An 18,399-nucleotide genomic window follows, 5' to 3' on the forward strand; every position below is an offset into this window, starting at 1 on the left:
CATGAAGAGCATCGAGATCCTGGGCTGGAAGCTGTTCCACACCGACTTCTGGGAACTGCTGTTCAAGTTCTCCATCGACCTGGCGGTGGTGTACATCCTCATCCGGCTCATCTACTACCCCATCCACCGGAAGAAGGACTTCCTCTTCACCTACTTCCTCTTCAACGTCCTCATCTTCTTCCTCTGCGGCCTGCTCAACAGCGTGAAGCTGAGCACCGGCTTCGCCTTCGGGCTCTTCGCCATCTTCAGCATCCTGCGCTACCGCACCGAGCAGATCAGCATCAAGGACATGACCTACCTGCTGGCGGTGATCGCCGTGGCGGTGGTCAACGCCCTCTTCGGCAAGAAGGTGAGCCTGCTCGAGCTCCTCTTCACGAACGTGCTCATCCTCACCACCACCTACGTGCTCGAGCACCTGTGGCTCACCCGCCACGAGGCCATGCGCCAGGTGATCTACGAGCGCATCGATCTCATCAAGCCCGAGAACCGGCAGCTGCTGCACGACGACCTGCACCAGCGGCTCGGCGTGAAGGTCTCGCGCGTGGAGATCGGCCGCATCGACCTGCTGCGCGACACCGTGCAGCTGCGCGTCTTCTACTACGACGATGAGCAGGGCGACCGGTCCTTCACGGAGCTGCGCGCCGACGATGGCGACGATTGATCAGGGCGCGGTGCGCCGCAGCAATTGCTGCCCGATGCCGCAGGCCAGGCATCGCCGCGGCTGGCAGTAGGACGTGCGGAGCTCGATGAGCGCTTGCCCGCGGCCGGCCGAATCCGCCGGCAGGCCCAGCCCCGCCCACTCCGTCAGCACCGCGTTGCGCTCGGCCGGCAATTGCTCCAGCAGGTGCAGGGCGCGGTCGCACTGGGCGGGCCGGCCGGTGAGGCGCCCCAAGGCGAAGAGCGCGGGCACGATGGCATTGATGATCAGGTGGTCGGCGCCGGCCCTGCCCAGGCGCTTCGGCTGCAGCGCGCTGGGCCTGTCGAACACGTAGCGCTCCCTCCAGTAGCCGCCGGCCTCAACATCCAGCAGCGCGCGCATCTGCACGGCATCGTCGGTGCCGAGGAGCTCCCCGAACGATCCCTCGCAGCGCATGAGCAGCTGCGCGAACTGGGCGATCCGCACCGTGGGGAGGTTCACCGGCCGCATGCGCGCGAACTTCCATGCGGCAACGGGCGCCGGTCGCAGCCCGTGCAGGGCCGCCAGCACGCGGTGCTCCTGCTGCAGCAAGCGCGGGTAGTCATCCACGAAATCGACCTGCAGCAGGCCGGCCTGCCCGAACAGCAGGGCCTCGGTGCGCAGGGCATCGTCGCGGTGCTTGAGCACCACCCGCAGCGGGAGGGCGTGCGCCAGCATGCCGAAGGGCTCGGCATTCACCTTCAGGCCGAAGGCACGCGCCAGCATGTGGTACACGGTCTCCGCCGCATCATGGCGCAGGTCCCGGTATAGGGCCTCCACCGCGGCGGTCTTGCGCTCCAGCCGCTCCACCAGCACGCGTTCCAGCCATGGGCCGATGCGGGCCGGGTCCAGCGCTGCCAGCCGGCCGGCACAGGGCACCGCGCCCTGCCCGCGCATCAGGGAGCGGTACACGGCGATGCTCTCGGTGGAGATGCGCGGGAAGAGCTCCACGGTGGGCAACGCCGCGCCCGACCGCGTGCGCACCTCGGCATCGTGCTCATACACCACGTGCAGCACCACGTTCTCATAGGCCGGATCGCGCTGGTGGCCGTGCGCGTTCCACTCGCTGGAGCGCAGGTGCACCTCCACCGTGCCGGCCCAGTGCTGGCCATCGATGCGCAGCTGCGCATCCACCAGGTCGGGGCCGCTGTCGCGCTGGATACGGCCCGGCTTCACCACCTCCACCGCGCGGCCGTCCGTAGTGCGCAGCGCATGCCGATCATAGAGGCCCTGCTCCCAGATGAACTGGAGCAGGTCCTCGCCATACGGGAAGGCCGGGTCGAGGAGCACGAGGGGGCCGGCACCGCCATCCGCCATGGTGGTGAAGGTATCGGAACGCGGCTGTCCGTTTCAGGCCAGGCGGCGCTCATGACCAGGAATCAGGGCGTAGCCATCCTGACCATGGCGTTCAGCGCCCCATGAGAAGGGGGCCGCGCAATCGCACGGCCCCCTTCCAACCGGATTCTTGGGGCCCAACCCGCTGAAAGCTACCGCCCAACCTTCACCGCCCGCTTCACCACAGGCTCCCCGTCGAGGAGCAGGGTCACATAGTACATGCCGGGCGCCAGGTGGGCGGTGCTCCACTCCAGCTGGAATTCACCGGCTTCACGCTGGCCTTCCGCCAGCACCCGCAGGTCGCGGCCATCGGCGCTGTTGGCCAGCAGCTGCATGCGGCCCGCGCGCTCCAGGGTGCAATAGAGCGTGGTGCGGTCGGCGAAGGGGTTGGGCGCGATGCGCAGCAGGCGCTCCTGGGCGGGGCTCAGCCGCTCATCCGCAGCGCCTGAGCGCTGATCCGCGTCCGTGGGGCCGGCTGCGCAGCAGGCGGCCAACTGGGCCGCAAGCTGCGCGAGCTGGGCCGATTGAGCGGCCACCTGCTCCTCCAGCGCCTGCATGCGCTGGCTGCTGGCCTGATAACCTGCCACAAGGTGGGGCACCAGGCCCGTTAGGTTGACCGCCTTGAAGGAGCGGGCCGGCCTCACCACGCCGCCTGTGGAGTCCAGCTCAGCCGGAACCGTGGCATTCGTCACCAGCTCCGGGAACAACTGCTCCATCTCATGCGCCAGCACGCCTGTGTGCTGGCCGCCGGGCAGGCCCAGCTCAGGGAATTGCTCCTGGTTGTACGCGTACGTGTGCACTGGCAAGGCTGCCAGAGCGTCGGAGACCGCCGTCACATCCGCATCGGCCACGCCCGTCTTCACCGCCTGGTCCGATAGCCCGTAGGTGGCTTGCGCGAACACCCGGCCATTGAACCAGCCCGCCCATTGCACCCCCGGGTGCAGCACACTGGCATAGAACGCATAGACGGTGGTGTCGGCGTAAGGCGCATCCAATGTGGCCCGCACGCCGAAGAGCTGGGTGGCCGCATCGCCCGTGCCCACGTCCAGCTTGGCGCCGTAGGTTTCAGCGCTGGTGGACCCGTTCTCCACGATGATGTCCGCCTTCATTCCGTAATTGAACAGGTTGGCGGTGGATTCCTTGATGCGGTTATGAGCGAAGTAGCAGGCGTTCTCGCCGGTTGCATTCCAAGCGAGCGAATACACCCCGTGATTGCCCTGGCTGCCGCCGATGACCACGGCCTCCACGCCCCGCAGGATGGCGTTCCCGGGCAAGGTGCCCTGTATATCGAACTTGGCCGCCGTGGTGATGCCGGAGCCAACCGGATCATGGTGCTGCACCAGGAGCTTCTCCGTATTCGCACCGGCGCCGATGCCCACCGTGTTGTGGTCGCCAGGGCAGCCCAGCGGATTGAACTGCGAAGCGATGTACATGTTGAGCGCCCCAGGGCCGCTACCGTAGCCCCACGTGCAACCGGAGCCGCCGGTGGTGACCGGGAAGGTGGAGATGCGGCGCCAGTGGATCCGGCCGGTGGTATCCACCACCAGCACACGCGTGATCGTGTCGTTGTTGTAATCGGGTATCAGCCTCCGGAGGCGGATCGTGCGGTTGAGCACCTCCAGCCGCTCCTCCGGCTCGGTGATGGCGCCCCCGCTGAGCAGGTTGCCCGCATAGTAATCACCGATGCCCACGAAGGCCTGGTCCGACCGGGCCGGGAAGATCCGCATGGCCTCCAGGCCCTCCTGGCTCTGTGCCCCATAGGGAAGCACGCCCGTGTACGCGCTGGTGAAGATGAACCGCAAGCGGTCCTTGAAGTTCACCCCCGGGTTGTCGCTCCAATGCAGCACCATGTCCGTATTGTCAGCCCCGTTCGCCTTCTGCCCCAGGTAGCCGTGATCGCGGTTGCCCGTGAGGGTGATCCCGTTGCGCATCCATGGCCGGTGGCTGCCCTGCTGCGGCGTGGTGCCATCGCTCAAATGCAGGCGGCTGAAGGGGCCCGGATTGCCATTCCAGATCGTACCCGTGGGGCAGAGGCCCAGGTAGCCGCTCGCATCCTGTGGGGGGAAGGCACCGATGGTTGTGTTCCACGAGGGATTCAAGCGCATCCGCCGAATGGCATCCGTGTACCAATCGATCGGCTGGTTCGCATCGTTCCTTACCTCCAGGATCTGGTTCGCACCGGCGTTCCAGCCCAAGAATGCGCCACCTAGCCCGTTGTTGTTGGGTACGGTCACTTGTGGATAAGCCTGTTGACTCACAAGCCCGAGCACACCCCAAGCCAGGTGCCTCGTCCAGTTCTTCGTTCTCATGTCCTTTCGTGTTGTTGGTTCACTGAAAGGACCGGAACGATGCTCCTATTCGGCCAATACGAACTTCACGACCTGCACACTTCGTGCTCCATGCACCTGCAATACGTACGCACCGCGCGCCCAGGCCCCCACATCCAACCCGAATCGATCATGCTGCGTCCTGCCGCTCCATACCCGTTTCCCCAGCATGTCCAGCACCACCGCATCGCGCCCGGCAGCGTTACTAATCACCAGTACATCACTGGCCGGATTCGGATACACGAAAGGGACTCCTGCGCCCAACTCCTCCATGCCCTGGCTTCGCTCGCATCCATCCGGATCGGGTGAAACACACACCGCATCCACCAGCGTGTAACTAAACCTCCCCCACTCGGGTACGTTCGGAGCAAGATGAAGCGTATCGGTGAGTGCATTGCTGAAGAAGTTGCCGAGCATCAGGTAGGAGTAAGCGCTGTCAGCCACGAAGCTGCCGCTCACCAGGGTCCATCCCACCGTATCGCTCAGTATCTGCGGATACAGGATGTGCGCCTGGTTCAAGGCCGCAGGATAGGGATCGCCCCAGAGCCAGCGCCGATCGTAGGTGGTGAAGAGCATGCCCGGATTATTGCTGGCCAGCCAGTTTACCGGGTTCCATCCATTCCCGCCGTATGCCGCATTCGCTCGGAAGCTGCAGTAGTAGGTCTGTCCTTGAACCAAGGTGCTCAGCAAGGGCACCATCAGCCATTCGCGCTGCTCTTGTCCGGTATGCCCATCGTAGGTGATGATCCCTCCGCAGGAATTCCCCTCAAACGGTTGCTGAAAGGTGAGGATGTTGAGGGGTAAGCCATTGGCAACACCATAAGGTTGGCAACTTTGCAGGTGGTCCGGCGTCAAGTAGGCACTGTACCAGTGGTGAAGGGCACCCAAGCCCAGCCCGAAGGTGCAGCTATCGGTCTCCTCGAACCCAGGGTTGGGTACAAGGTTCTGGGCGTGCGTGCTGGAAGGTGTGCAGAACACCGCCAATGCCAAGGCCGGAAGGAGCTTGATGCGCCTGGAATGACCATGTGTGCTAGCGGAGTTCATCGTGTTCCTGTTCGTATCGGCCGGGAGTATCGTCCCGGTCCTCTTCCGCTCGTTTCAAGTCCTTGTCCGTCGCGGGATGCGGCAAGGCTCCGCCAAGAGACCGTGTATGCACGGCCCGGTGCTGCCGGGGTGGCTCAGCGGTGGCACCTTATCTTCGCGCTGCTCTGTTTCGTTTGCCTTTTTAGCGAGGGTTAGGTGGGACATGAGCGGGCTTCGGGGGCCTCAGCTCGCGGAGTTCGGCCCTCGGTGTTCGCGCACCGGGGGCTTTCTCGTGGAGGCCTTTGCAGGCCGTGTCATTGTAGAGAGAGAGAGAGAGAGAGAGAGAGAGAGAGAGAGAGAGAGAGCTGTCGGGGTGACAGCCCGATTCCTGCCAGGCGGCAAATGCCCGTACAGCAGCTTCATTGCCCTCCGGACTTGGGCCGCCCATGCGAGCGAAGCATGCATCCGATGGGCACCGAAGGAATCTCATGATGAACGAATATAGGTGATGGATTCAGATATGCCAGCGCACCGTCGATTGTTTCTTGTGGAATTCATATTCGATAGACGTTGCACGAACAGCCGATCAGAACGGTTGCGGCACTGAGGTGCAGAGTCCTCTACGAGAGACACGGCCCAGGCTGAAGTTCACCCCCGGTTTGTCGCTCCAATGCAGCACCATGTCCGTATTGTCAGCCCCGTTCGCCTTCTGCCCCAGGTAGCCGTGGTCGCGGTTGCCCGTGAAGGTGACCCCGTTGCGCATCCATGGCCGATGGCTGCCCTGCTGCGGCGTGGTGCCATCGCTCAAATGCAGGCGGCTGAAGGGGCCCGGATTGCCGTTCCAGATCGTACCCGTGGGGCAGAGGCCCAGGTAGCCGCTCGCATCCTGCGGGGGGAAGGCACCGATGGTTGTGGTCCACGAGGGATTCAGGCGCATCCGGTGGATGGCGCTGGTGTAGAAGTCGATCGGCTGGTCCCCATTGTGCCGAATATCCAGCGGGAAGCCCTGGAGATTGTTCCAACCTAAGTAATTCCCCGGCGCGCCAGTATGCCCAAGCACAGACGCCTGTCCAAACCCATGGCCAGAAGCCATTATGCACGCACCCAGAACAAGGTGCTTCAACCAATTCGTCGTTCTCATGTCTTTTCGAGTTCTCGGTTCATCGAAAAGACCGGAACGATGCATTCACTCGGTCAATACGAACTTGTGCACCTCCCTTCTGCCCTTGTGGATCATGTGCAGCACATACCCACCACGCGCCCATCCGCCGACCTCGAACTCCCAGCGATCATTAGGCACCATTCCTTCCCAAACCGACCGACCCACCGCATCCAGCACACGGACTTCAGCATGTGACCGGCCGACTAGGACCAACCAATCCGTTGCGGGATTTGGGAAGATAACAGTCGTGTTCTCACTGGTCACATGCACGGCTTGGCCAATATCACAACCTTCTGCGCTGGGCGAGACGCACACCGCGTCGATCATGGTATAGCCCCATGGGTACCAGGGGAAGACCGAATTCGGATCGGCGAAATGAAGCGTGTCCGTCAAGGCGTTGCTGAAGAAGTTGCCGATCATCAAGTAGCTGTAGGCACTATCCGCTACGAAGCTGCCACTCACCAAGGTCCACCCCACGGTATCAACCAAGACCTGGGGGTAATGGACGTGAGCCGTGTTCAACGGTGAGGGGTAAGGGTCACCCCAGGTCCACTCCCGGTCGTAAGTGGTGAACAGCATGCCTACATGGCTGCTGGCAAGCCAGATCTGCGGATAGGGTCCTGTGCCGCCGAAAGCCGCGTTCGCCCGGAAGCTGCAGTGATAGGTCTGTCCAGGCACCATCGGTGTCAGCAATGGGACCATCAGCCATTCACGTTGCTCGGTCGATCCGTCGGTATGGTACGTGATCAGGCCCGCACAATTCGCTCCCTCGTAAGGATACTGAAAGGTGAGGAAGTTGAATGGTAGGCTGTTGATCCCTCCATACGGCAAGCAGCTCATGAAGTGATCCGGGGTGACGTTGGCGCTGTACCAGTGGGTCGGGCCAGCCCCTTGTGGGAAGATCCCGATCCCCAACCAACAGCTATCGGTCTCCTCGAACCCCGGGTTGGGCACCAGGTTCTGCGCTTCGCAGCGCGGGGCAGCAACGAACAACAGGCAGTGCACGCCAAGCACCAGTGCCAAGCGGCACCACCTGTTGTTCATCGCGTTGGAGGTCATCGATCGTTGTTCGTATCGGCCGGGAGCACCCTTCGCCCTTCGACATGCTCAGGGCTCAGGGTGGCATCGTCCCGGTCCGTCTTCCGCTCCTTTCAAGTCCTTGTCCGTCGCGGGATGCGGCAAGGCTCCGCCAAGAGACCGTGTATGCACGGCCCGGTGCTGCCGGGGTGGCTCAGCGGTGGCACCTTATCTTCGCGCTGCTCTGTTTCGTTTGCCTTTTTAGCGAGGGTTAGGTGGGACATGAGCGGGCTTCGAGGGCCTCAGCCCGCGGAGTTCGGCCCTCGGTGTTCGCGCACCGGGGGCTTTTTCGTGGCGGCCTTTGCAGGCCGTTTCATTGTAGAGAGAGAGAGAGAGAGAGAGAGAGAGAGCTTCCACCGTCGCGGTGAGCATCCGCCTTTCGCGCTGCAGGGCACACGCAAGCAATCCCTCTGGATCGCACCGCCCTTGGGCCGCTGGTGCGGGTGAAGCACGCATCCGATGGGCACCGAAGGAATCTCATAATGAACGAATATAGGTGATGGATTCAGATATGCCAGCGCACCGTCGATTGTTCCTTGTGGAATTCATATTCGATAGACGTTGCACGAACAGCCGATCAGGACGGTTGCGGCACTGAGGTGCAGAGTCCTCTACGAGAGACACGGCCCAGGCTGAAGTTCACCCCCGGGTTGTCGCTCCAATGCAGCACCATGTCCGTATTGTCAGCCCCGTTCGCCTTCTGCCCCAGGTAGCCGTGGTCGCGGTTGCCCGTGAGGGTGACCCCGTTGCGCATCCATGGCCGGTGGCTGCCCTGCTGCGGCGTGGTGCCATCGCTCAAATGCAGGCGGCTGAAGGGGCCCGGATTGCCGTTCCAGATCGTACCCGTGGGGCAGAGGCCCAGGTAGCCGCTCGCATCCTGCGGGGGGAAGGCACCGATGGTTGTGGTCCACGAGGGATTCAAGCGCATCCGGTGGATGGCGCTGGTGTAGAAGTCGATCGGCTGGTTCAGATTATGCGGCACCCGCAGCGGGAAGTTATTGGCCCCGTTGTTATTCCATCCCAGGAAATCGGTTCCGGCGCCAGCCACATTGCCGGGTGTGGTGGATTGCCCGACCACCTTGCCGGTCGTTAGCAACAGCGCACCGAGGATAAGGTGCTGCAAGAAACTCTTCGCTCTCATGTCCTTTCGTGTTAGGTGTTCACTGAAAAGGACCGGAACGATGCGCCCTATTCGGCCAATACGAACTTGAACGACTCCATCTTGCCCTGATACACCATGCGCAGCCCATACGCGCCGCGCGCCCAACTCCCCACCTCCAGCACCCAGTGATTGCCGGTGATACGGCCCTGCCACAGCACGCGCCCCACCGCATCCAGCACCTGCGCTTCAGCCCCTGCCCGTTGCCCCACGATCACTTGATCTTGCGCAGGATTCGGGAACAGTATCGGTCCCGCTGCCGCGCCGTCGCCCACCCCTTGCCCCAGATCGCAACCCTCCGGGCTGGCCGAAACACAGACCGCATCCACCAGAGTGTAGGCGCGAGGCAACCAATACCAGGGAACCCCTTGCGGTGAGAAATGCAGCGTATCCGTCAAGGCATTGCTGAAGAACTGCCCGATCATCAGGTACTGGTAGGCACTGTCCGCCACAAAGCTGCCGCTCACCAGGGTCCAGCCCACCGTATCGCTAAGGATCTGCGGATACAGGATGTGCGCCTGATTAGGCGGCACCGGATAGGGATTGGGGGCATTCCATGCAGGCATGGCCGTGGTGGTGAAGCGCATGCCCACCTTATCATTGGCCAGCCAATGTTGGGGATAGGTGTGATTGCCTCCAAACGCCGCATTCACCCGGAAGCTGCCGTAGTAGGTCTGCCCAATCACCAAGGGTTCCAGTAAAGGAGCCATGATCCATTCCCGGTACTCCGTCTGGCCATTCTGCAAGTAGGTGTACACTCCCGCGCAAGACTCGCCCTCGAACGGCTCCTGATAGGTGAAGAAATTCATGGGCAGCCCTCGGAAATCCCCGTAAGGCAAACAGCTACGCAGATGATCCGGGCTTCCGTTCACGCTGTACCAATCATGGATGCCTGCGAAGGGAGGCAGCTGATCAGAGCAGCTATCCGCCTCCTCGAACCCCGGGTTGGGCACCAGGTTCTGCGCTTCGCAGCGCGGGGCAGCAACGAACAACAGGCAGTGCACGCCAAGCACCAGTGCCAAGCGGCACCACCTGTTGTTCATCGCGTTGGAGGTCATCGTCGTTTCTCGTATCGGCCGGGAGCATCGCCCCGGTCCTCTTCCGCTCCTTTCAAGTCCTTGCCCGTCGCGGGTTGCGGCAAGGCTCCGCTGAAAGACCGTGTATGCACGGCCCGGCGCTGCCTGGAGGGCTCAGCGGTGGCACCTTATCTTCGCGCTGCTCTGTTTCGTTTGCCTTTTAGCGAGGGTTAGGTGTGACATGAGCGGGCTTCGAGGGCCTCAGCCCGCGGAGTTCGGCCCTCGGTGTTCGCGCACCGGGGGCTTTTTCGTGGCGGCCTTTGCAGGCCGTGTCATTGTAGAGAGAGAGAGAGAGAGAGAGAGAGAGAGAGAGAGAGAGAGAGAGAGAGAGAGAGAGAGAGAGAGAGAGAGCTTCCACCGTCGCGGTGAGCATCCGCCTTTCGCGCTGCAGGGCACACGTAAGCAATCCCTCTGGAGCGCATCGCCCTTGGGCCGCTGGTGCGGGTGAAGCACGCATCCGATGGGCACCGAAGGAATCTCATGATGAACGAATATAGGTGATGGAACCAGATATGCCAGCGCACCGTCGATTGCTCCTTGTGGAATTCATATTCGATACACGTTGCAGGAACAGCCGATCAGGACGGTTGCGGCACTGAGGTGCAGAGTCCTCTACGAGAGACACGGCCCAGGCTGAAGTTCACCCCCGGGTTGTCGCTCCAATGCAGCACCATGTCCGTATTGTCAGCCCCGTTCGCCTTCTGCCCCAGGTAGCCGTGATCGCGGTTGCCCGTGAGGGTGACCCCGTTGCGCATCCATGGCCGGTGGCTGCCCTGCTGCGGCGTGGTGCCATCGCTCAAATGCAGGCGGCTGAAGGGGCCCGGATTGCCGTTCCAGATCGTACCCGTGGGGCAGAGGCCCAGGTAGCCGCTCGCATCCTGCGGGGGGAAGGCACCGATGGTTGTGGTCCACGAGGGATTCAAGCGCATCCGGTGGATGGCGCTGGTGTAGAAGTCGATCGGCTGGTTCGCGTCGTTCCTTACCTCCAGGATCTGGTTCGCACCGGCGTTCCAGCCTACGAAAAAACCTGGCCCACCATTGTTGTTCGGTACAGATACTTGTGAGAAGACTTGTTGGCTAACAAGCCCGAGCACACCCCAAGCCAGGTGTCTCGTCCAGTTCTTCGTGTTCATGTCCGTTCGTGTTGTTGGTTCACTGAAAGGACCGGAACAATGCGCCTATTCGGCCAATACGAACTTCACGACCTGCACACTTCGTACACCATGCACCTGGATCACGTATGCACCGCGCGCCCACGCTCCCACATCCAACGCGAAGCGATCATGCTGCACCCTGCCGCTCCACACCCGCTTGCCCAGCATGTCCAGCACCACCGCATCGCGCCCGGCCGCATTACCGATCACCAGCATAGCGCTGGCCGGGTTCGGATACACGAAGGGGACTGCCGTGCCCAACTCCTCCATGCCCTGGCTGCGCTCACAACCGTCCGGATCGGGTGACACGCACACCGCATCCACCAGTGTGTAACTGAACCTCCCCCACTCGGGTACGTTCGGAGCAAGATGAAGTGTATCAGTGAGCGCATTGCTGAAGAAGTTGCCGATCATCAGGTAGGTGTAAGCACTGTCAGCCACGAAGCTGCCGCTCACCTGGGTCCAGCCCACCGTATCGCTCAGGATCTGCGGATACAGGATGTGCGCCTGGTTCAAGGCCGCAGGATAGGGATCACCATAGTTCCATGGCCGATCATAGGTGGTGAAGAGCATGCCCAGTTCACTGCTGGCCAGCCAATTCTGTGGGTTCTGACCATTACCTGCGAATGCCGCATTCGCCCGGAAGCTGCAGTAGTAGGTCTGGCCTGGCACCAGGGTGTTCAGCAAGGGCACCATCAGCCATTCGCGCTGCTCTTGTCCGGTATGCCCATCGTAGGTGAAGATACCTGCGCAGGAATTCCCCTCGAAGGAATGCTGGAAGGTGAAGATGTTCAAGGGCAAGCCGTTGGCAGTACCGTAAGGCTGGCAACTTTGCAAGTGGTCCGGGGTGAGGTAGGCGCTGTACCAGTGGTGCAGGGCACCCAAGCCCAGTCCGAAGGTGCAGCTATCGGTCTCCTCGAATCCCGGGTTGGGAACCAGGTTCTGCGCTTCGCAGCGTAGAGCAGCAACAAACCCCAAGCAGCCCAGCACCAAGCCGAGACTCGCACCGGGCCACGTGAGGTTCATCGCGCGTGTGGTCATCGTTCATTGTTCGTATCGGCCGGGAGCATCGCTCCGGCCCGCCTCCTTGAGATACGGGTTGTCCGCGGCCATGGCGCCTTCCGCGTGCCCGCCCATAAGACCACCTGGGCGGCGGGGGCGCTGCCCGAGTATGCCCGGTGCAGCGCCCTAGGTGGTGCAAGATACCCCGGCCCTCAGCAGAACGCTTCGGGCCGGGGCCGTCGCAAGCGGTGCTTGCGGCGGCGCCTGTGCGCATGGGCAACAGGGAGCCGTTCAAGCCGCCAGCAGACCATGGCGTTGGCAGTTGGGAACAAAAACGAGCTGGAGTGCAATGGCACACCGGCGTAGAATACCAACTGGCGAGTTGGAGAATTAGCCGGCCAAGCGGCCAAGCGGCCAAGCGGCCAGCGCCAAGCGCATATCGATGCGGCTCTGCTCGTTCACGAGTGTGAAACTACATTGTTCTTCTAAGATTGGTGCTGGCCGTGGATAATTCATGCACAACTCAACCTCCTGATCAAATGGCACTGCTCCCTGCTCTATTCATCCGATCCGTGCCCCAAGGTCTCCCGTCCGGATTGTCGCTCCAGTGGATCACGAAGTCCGTCTCATCCTCCCCGTAGTAGCGCTGGCCCACGTAACTCTGATCGCTGTTCCCGGTAAAGGTGACACCATTCCGTTGCCAGGGCCGGAAGCCGTGCTGTTGCGCGTAGACCACCGGGTCGTTCGCAATCACGGCATTATCAACCAAATGCAGCCGCGTGAATGGCGCGCGGCTGCCAGCATTGGTGAAGGCGTTGTCCGTTCCGCTGAGCACCAGGAAGCCATCTCGGTTGATGTTCGGGAACTGGAAACCGGGTGTTGGGCCGATGGGGCCGGTGACGTTGGGGTTGAGCCGCATGCGCTGAATGGCAGCCGTGTACCAATCGATCGGCTGGTTCAAATCATGCCGCACCATCAGCGGGAAATTGTTGATCGCGTTGGTGTTCCAACCCAGGAAATCGGTTGGGCCGACAGCCACATTACCAGGTGTAGTGGATTGCCCCACCACCTTGCCGGTCGTCAGCAACAGCGCACCCAGGACCAAGTGCTTCAAGAAATTCTTCGTTCTCATGTCCTTTCGTGTTATTGGTTCACTGAAAGGACCGGAACGATGCTCCCTACTCGGCCAATACGAACTTCACGACCTGCACACTTCGTACTCCTTGGACCTGCAACACATACGCACCGCGCACCCAAGATCCCACATCCAACACGAAGCGATCAAGCTGCACCCTGCCGCTCCACATCCGCTTCCCCAGCATGTCCAGCACCACCGCATCGCGCCCGGCAGCGTTGCCGATCATCAGCACAGCGCTGGCCGGGTTCGGGTACACGAAGGGTCCTACCTCGCCCATTTCCGTTATGCTCTGGCTTTGCTCACAACCGTCCGGATCGGGTGAAACGCACACTGCGTCCAGTAGGGTGAAGCTGAAGGCGTACCAACCCGGTCCCGGCGGGGCAAAGTGGAGGGTATCGGTTAGCGCGTTGCTGAAGAAGTTGCCTATCATCAGGTAGGTGTAGGCACTGTCCGCCACGAAGCTGCCGCTCACCGGGGTCCAACCCACCGTATCGCTCAAGATCTGCGGATACAAGATGTGCGCCTGGTTCAAGGCCGCAGGATAGGGGTCGCCCCAGCTCCAGCGCCTGTCGTAGGTGGTGAAAAGCATGCCCAGATTGCTGCTGGCCAGCCAATTCAGAGGGTCGTAACCGCCGAATGCCGCATTAGCCCGGAAGCTGCAGTAGTAAGCCTGACCAGGCACCAAAGTATCCGTCAAGGGTACCATAAGCCATTCACGCCATTCAACTCCGCTGTGGTCATCGAAGGTGATGATTCCAGCGCAGGAACTCCCTTCATAGGGATGCTGATAGGTCGCGATGTTCAGGGGCAGTCCGTTCACTGAGCCATATGGAAGGCAACTTTGTAAATGATCCGGGGTTAAGTAGGCACTGTACCAATGGTGCAGTTCACCTAGGCCAAGCCCGAAGGTGCAACTATCGGTCTCCTCGAACCCCGGGTTGGGCACCAGGTTCTGCGCTTCGCAGCGCGGGGCAGCAACGAACAACAGGCAGCGCACGCCAAGCACCAGTGCCAAGCGGCACCACCTGTTGTTCATCGCGTTGGAGGTCATCGTCGTTTCTCGTATCGGCCGGGAGCACCCTTCGCCCTTCGACATGCTCAGGGCTCAGGGTGGCATCGTCCCGGTCCTCTTCCGCTCCTTTCAAGTCCTTGTCCGTCGCGGGATGCGGCAAGGCTCCGCCAAGAGACCGTGTATGCACGGCCCGGTGCTGCCGGGGTGGCTCAGCGGTGGCACCTTATCTTCGCGCTGCTCTGTTTCGTTTGCCTTTTAGCGAGGGTTAGGTGGGACATGAGCGGGCTTCGAGGGCCTCAGCCCGCGGAGTTCGGCCCTCGGTGTTCGCGCACCGGGGGCTTTTTCGTGGCGGCCTTTGCAGGCCGTGTCATTGTAGAGAGAGAGAGAGAGAGAGAGAGAGAGCTGCGGGGTGACAGCCCGATTCCTGCCAGGCGGCAGCTGCCCGTACAGCAGCTTCGAGGCCCTCCGGACTCGGACCGCCTATGCGATCGATGCATGGATCCGATGGGCACCGAAGGAATCTCATGATGAACGAATATAGGTGATGGAATTGGATCATCCAAGGCGCTGTGATTAATTTCATACATAGACCACCTGCTGTTTTCAATTCGTATGCCGCCACTCAGAGGAGCTGCATGTCGCGGACGCAAGGCGCAGCCCGCGATGCACGGCGTGGGCCCGGTCATGGCTCTCACAGGACGCGCCAGCTCGCTTCTGCGTCAGATTCCGTGCATCCGCTGGAGTTGCCTATTGAGGCTCGGATGTGAAGCCCCCGCACCTCGGGCAACCCTGGCGAGTCGTGCGGAGGCACGCCCGTGTACGCGCTGGTGCAGATGAACCGCAAGCGGCCCTTGAAGTTCACCCCCGGGTTGTCGCTCCAATGAACAATAATCCCGGATGAACATCGCCAGCGCACCGATGCCCGAAACAGCGCTGATCGCTGTTGCCGGTGAAGGTGCTGCGGCTGCGAAGCGCTCCGCCCTCAGATCAGTCCCTTGGCCTGCATCCTCCGCGCCATGGCCTCCTGCATCGCCTTGGCCGCCTGGCGCGCCATGGGGATGGCCTGCTGGCCCTGCCCCGCATAGAGCACGCCGCGGCTGCTGTTGATGAGCAGGCCGCCCTCGCGCGTGAGGCCCGCGTCGAGCACGGCATCGAGGTCGCCGCCCTGCGCGCCCACACCGGGCACGAGGAGGAAGTGGTCGGGCGCCAGCTCGCGCGCACGCCGCAGCAACTCGGGGCGCGTGGCGCCGGTGACGAACATGAGCTCATCGCGGCCGCCCCATCGCGCGCATTTCGAGATGACCTCCTCGAAGAGCCGGTTGCCCTGCGCATCGGCCATGAACTGGAAATCGTCGGCGCCCGCATTGCTGGTGATGCCGAGCACGATGGCCCATTTGCCGGGGCGGTGCAGGAAGGGCTCGATGCTGTCGCGGCCCATGTAGGGCGAGAGCGTGATGGCATCCACGCCGAGCACATCGAAGAAGGCCTCGGCATACTTGCGGGCCGTGTTGCCGATGTCGCCACGCTTGGCATCGGCGATGATGAGGCAATCGCCCTTGCTGCGGATATAGGCGATGGTGGCCTCGAGGTCCAGCCAGCCTTCCTCGCCGAGCGCTTCGTAGAAGGCCAGGTTGAGCTTGTAGGCCACGGCGAGGTCATGCGTCACCTCCACGATGGCCTCGTTGAACGCGCGCACCGGGTGGCTCTCCTGGCCGAAGTGCTCGGGTATCAGGTGCTCCTCGGTATCGAGGCCCACGCAGAGCAGGCTCTTCTTGCGGCGGATGAGGGAAACGAGCGCTGAGCGGGTCATGCGGGCGCGAAGATCCGCACTGTTCACCACAGCGCCGCGCCGATCGCGGAGAATTCGTCGGCCACGTCGCAGGGGTTCCCCGCATGCCCGGGCGATGGCTCAGAGGCCGGCCTCGGCCTTCAGCTTCTCGGTGCGCTCCGCCAGCTGCAGCGCATCGATGAGGTCCTGCAGGTCGCCGTTCATCACCTCCGGGAGGTTGTGCGCGGTGAATTCGATGCGGTGGTCGGTGACGCGGCTCTGCGGATAGTTGTAGGTGCGGATCTTGGCGCTGCGGTCGCCGCTGCTCACCTGGCTCTTGCGCTGGGCGGCCACGGCGGCCTCCTGCTCCCGCACCTTGTCCTCATAGAGCTTGGTGCGCAGCATCTGCATGGCCTTCATCCGGTTGCCGAGCTGGCTGCGCTCCGTCTGGCACATCACCACGATGCCCGTGGGGATGTGCGTGAGCCGCACCTTGGTCTCCACCTTGTTCACGTTCTGCCCCCCGGCGCCGCCGCTGCGGGCGGTCTCCATCTTCACGTCGCTCTCCCTCAGCTCCACATCGGTGTCCTCCGCCTCTGGCAGCACGTTCACCGTGGCGGCGCTGGTATGGATGCGTCCCTGGGCCTCGGTGGCGGGCACCCGTTGCACGCGGTGCACGCCCGCCTCGAACTTGAGCACCCCGTAGGCGCCTTCGCCGATGACGTTGAAGATGACCTCCTTGTAGCCGCCGGCAGTGCCCTCGCTCACATCCGCCACCTCCACCTTCCAGCCCCGGCCTTCGCAGTAGCGGGTGTACATGCGGTAGAGGTCGCCCGCGAAGAGGCTCGCCTCATCGCCGCCCGTGCCCGCGCGCACCTCCACGGTGCAGTTGCGGCCATCGTTCGGGTCCTTGGGCACCAGCATCATCCGCACCTCCTCCTCCATGGCATCGATGGCGGCATGGCTCTCCTCCCGCTCGGCGCGCGCCATCTCCAGGAGGTCGGCATCCTTCTCCGTGCGCAGCATCTCCTCCGCGCCGGCCAGGTCGTCGTGCAGCTTCTTGAACCGGAAGAAGGCCTGCTCGATGGGCTCCAGGTCACGATAGGTCCGGTTGAGCTCGACGAATTTCTTCTGGTCGGCGATGACCGCGGGGTCGGCCAGCTGCTTGCCGATCTCGGTGCGTCGGTCGTGCAGGGCGGAGAGCTTGGCGAGGAGGTCGGACATGGGAGGGAGCCTCACGCGGAGGCGCGGGGAATGCGGGGGAAATGCCCTATTGGTAGGTGAAGGTGCCGTGCGGGCTGGTGAGGACCACTTCCTTGGCGGGGGCTGCTTCCACCCTGCCGATGACCTTGGCATCGATGCCGAAGGAGGAGGCGATGGCGATGATTTCCTGGGCGCGGGCCTCGGGCACGTAGAACTCCAGCCGGTGGCCCATGTTGAAGACCTTGTACATCTCCTTCCAGTCGGTACCGCTCATGCGCTGGATGGCGTTGAACAGCGGCGGGATGGGCATCAGGTCGTCCTTGATGATGCGCAGTCCTTCCACGAAGTGCAGCACCTTGGTCTGGGCGCCGCCGCTGCAATGCACCATGCCGTGGATGTCCGCCCGCATGGCTTCCAGCACCTGCCGCACCACCGGCGCATAGGTGCGGGTGGGAGAAAGCACCGCCCGGCCATGGTCCAGCGGGGTGCCGTCCAGCGGGTCGGTGAGCCGGGCCTGGCCGCAATACACCAACTCGGCCGGGGTGCCGGGATCGTAGGTCTCAGGGTACTTGGCGGCCACTTCCTTGGCGAAGACGTCGTGGCGGGCGCTGGTGAGTCCGTTGCTGCCCATGCCGGCATTGTAGGCGTCCTCGTAGGTGGCCTGCCCATAGCTGGCCAGCGCCACGATCACGTCGCCGGCCTGGATGCGGGCGTTGTCGATGACCGCATCGCGGCGCATGCGGCAGGTGACGGTGCTGTCCACGATCACGGTGCGCACCAGGTCGCCCACATCGGCGGTCTCGCCGCCGGTGCTGCGGATGCCGATGCCCAAGGCCCGCATGCGCCCCAGGAACAGCTCGGTGCCTTCGATCAGGGCGGCGACCACCTCCCCGGGGATGAGGCGCTTGTTGCGGCCGATGGTGCTGCTGAGGAGGATGCTGTCCGTGGCGCCCACGCAGAGCAGGTCGTCCAGGTTCATCACCACGGCATCCTGGGCGATGCCGTGCCACACGCTCAGGTCGCCGGTCTCGCGCCAATAGGCGTAGGCGAGGGCGCTCTTGGTGCCGGCACCATCGGCATGCATCACGATGCAATGGTCGGCGCTGCCGGTGAGGTCGTCGGCCACCACCTTGCAGAACGCCTTCGGGTACAGGCCCTTGTCAAGGCCAGCGATCGCACGGTGGACCTCCTCTTTCCCGGATGAGACGCCTCGCTGGGCGTAGCGGCTGTCGTTGGCCATGGGGTGAAATGAAGAGGAGCATCCCCTTGCGCGGGATGCTCCTCCAT

Annotated in this window: 15 protein-coding genes; 1 reads left to right on the forward strand and 14 read right to left on the reverse strand. The window is 62.9% G+C overall.

Annotated features, from left to right (window positions below):
• Window position 1: 1 nt before the first annotated feature.
• The gene (locus tag QY325_09485; GenBank protein WKZ64994.1) at window positions 2–661 is read left to right on the forward strand and encodes a DUF4956 domain-containing protein; all 660 of its coding nucleotides are present in this window, start codon (window positions 2–4) and stop codon (window positions 659–661) included.
• Here the strand turns inward: QY325_09485 and QY325_09490 are convergent, their stop codons facing one another.
• The 14 genes from QY325_09490 to QY325_09555 all read right to left on the reverse strand — a co-directional run bounded on the left by QY325_09490 (window position 662) and on the right by QY325_09555 (window position 18,352).
• On the reverse strand, window positions 662–1,993 hold the full coding sequence (locus QY325_09490) for a DUF2851 family protein (protein WKZ64995.1): 1,332 nt from the start codon (window positions 1,991–1,993) through the stop codon (window positions 662–664).
• Window positions 1,994–2,163: 170 nt separating this feature from the next.
• Complete coding sequence (locus QY325_09495; protein WKZ64996.1) at window positions 2,164–4,320, reverse strand: tail fiber domain-containing protein; 2,157 nt, start codon at window positions 4,318–4,320, stop codon at window positions 2,164–2,166.
• A gap of 45 nt (window positions 4,321–4,365) precedes the next feature.
• The gene (locus QY325_09500; GenBank protein ID WKZ64997.1) at window positions 4,366–5,382 is read right to left on the reverse strand and encodes a T9SS type A sorting domain-containing protein; all 1,017 of its coding nucleotides are present in this window, start codon (window positions 5,380–5,382) and stop codon (window positions 4,366–4,368) included.
• A 565-nt stretch (window positions 5,383–5,947) separates the two neighbouring features.
• Window positions 5,948–6,421, reverse strand: a complete 474-nt coding sequence (locus QY325_09505; protein WKZ64998.1) for a hypothetical protein — start codon at window positions 6,419–6,421, stop codon at window positions 5,948–5,950.
• Between the two features lie 126 nt (window positions 6,422–6,547).
• Window positions 6,548–7,582 (reverse strand): T9SS type A sorting domain-containing protein, encoded by a 1,035-nt coding sequence (locus QY325_09510; GenBank protein WKZ64999.1) that lies wholly within the window; start codon window positions 7,580–7,582, stop codon window positions 6,548–6,550.
• Between the two features lie 595 nt (window positions 7,583–8,177).
• The gene (locus QY325_09515) at window positions 8,178–8,741 is read right to left on the reverse strand and encodes a hypothetical protein (GenBank protein ID WKZ65000.1); all 564 of its coding nucleotides are present in this window, start codon (window positions 8,739–8,741) and stop codon (window positions 8,178–8,180) included.
• Between the two features lie 47 nt (window positions 8,742–8,788).
• Window positions 8,789–9,817, reverse strand: a complete 1,029-nt coding sequence (locus QY325_09520) for a T9SS type A sorting domain-containing protein (protein WKZ65001.1) — start codon at window positions 9,815–9,817, stop codon at window positions 8,789–8,791.
• A 596-nt stretch (window positions 9,818–10,413) separates the two neighbouring features.
• A complete protein-coding gene (locus QY325_09525) occupies window positions 10,414–10,968 on the reverse strand; it encodes a hypothetical protein (GenBank protein WKZ65002.1) in 555 nt (184 codons plus the stop codon).
• Between the two features lie 45 nt (window positions 10,969–11,013).
• Window positions 11,014–12,030, reverse strand: coding sequence for a T9SS type A sorting domain-containing protein (locus QY325_09530; GenBank protein ID WKZ65003.1), 1,017 nt, complete (start codon window positions 12,028–12,030; stop codon window positions 11,014–11,016).
• Window positions 12,031–12,526: 496 nt separating this feature from the next.
• A complete protein-coding gene (locus tag QY325_09535; protein WKZ65004.1) occupies window positions 12,527–13,123 on the reverse strand; it encodes a hypothetical protein in 597 nt (198 codons plus the stop codon).
• 46 nt (window positions 13,124–13,169) lie between these two features.
• Entirely contained in the window at window positions 13,170–14,180 is a 1,011-nt protein-coding gene (locus tag QY325_09540; GenBank protein WKZ65005.1) for a T9SS type A sorting domain-containing protein, read from the reverse strand.
• Window positions 14,181–15,123: 943 nt separating this feature from the next.
• Window positions 15,124–15,951 (reverse strand): orotidine-5'-phosphate decarboxylase, encoded by an 828-nt coding sequence (gene pyrF, locus QY325_09545; GenBank protein ID WKZ65006.1) that lies wholly within the window; start codon window positions 15,949–15,951, stop codon window positions 15,124–15,126.
• 99 nt (window positions 15,952–16,050) lie between these two features.
• Entirely contained in the window at window positions 16,051–17,133 is a 1,083-nt protein-coding gene (prfA, locus tag QY325_09550; GenBank protein ID WKZ65007.1) for a peptide chain release factor 1, read from the reverse strand.
• Between the two features lie 46 nt (window positions 17,134–17,179).
• Window positions 17,180–18,352 carry an AIR synthase-related protein gene (locus QY325_09555; GenBank protein ID WKZ65008.1) on the reverse strand — a complete coding sequence of 391 codons (1,173 nt, stop codon included), beginning with the start codon at window positions 18,350–18,352 and terminating at the stop codon, window positions 17,180–17,182.
• Between the last annotated feature and the right edge of the window lie 47 nt (window positions 18,353–18,399).

Source organism: Flavobacteriales bacterium, from assembly GCA_030584065.1.
Taxonomy (GTDB): domain Bacteria; phylum Bacteroidota; class Bacteroidia; order Flavobacteriales_F; family PHOS-HE28; genus PHOS-HE28.